Annotated in this window: 1 protein-coding gene; it reads left to right on the top strand. The window is 46.2% G+C overall.

The window, feature by feature from the left end; genetic code table 11:
• The coding region (locus AB4585_RS26665; RefSeq protein ID WP_372171757.1) for a glutamate racemase at positions 1-318 on the top strand (318 nt) is incomplete at both ends.

Genomic DNA, 318 nt, shown 5'->3' with positions numbered 1-318 from the left:
TCTTAATGTTTGACTCCGGAGTGGGTGGCATTTCTGTATTTAAAGACATAAAGGCAAGGCTTCCGTGGGTGAGTGTTACCTATGCATTTGATAACCAGGCATACCCTTATGGGGAGTTGGCACAAGAAGAGTTAGTTGATCGAGTGGAGCACTACGTGCAGCACTTCATTGAGACTCAAAGCATCTCTTTAGTCGTGATTGCGTGTAATACCGCAAGTACAGTGGTCCTTCCTAGATTAAGAGAGAAGTTCTCTATTCCCATCGTCGGTGTTGTCCCCGCTATTAAGCCTGCTTCGCAAAGAGCCAATCTGGGTGTTG

Source organism: Vibrio sp. 10N.222.49.C9, from assembly GCF_041474985.1.
In the GTDB taxonomy this organism is placed as follows: domain Bacteria; phylum Pseudomonadota; class Gammaproteobacteria; order Enterobacterales; family Vibrionaceae; genus Vibrio; species Vibrio crassostreae_C.
This window is presented reverse-complemented; position numbering and strand designations above follow the sequence as displayed.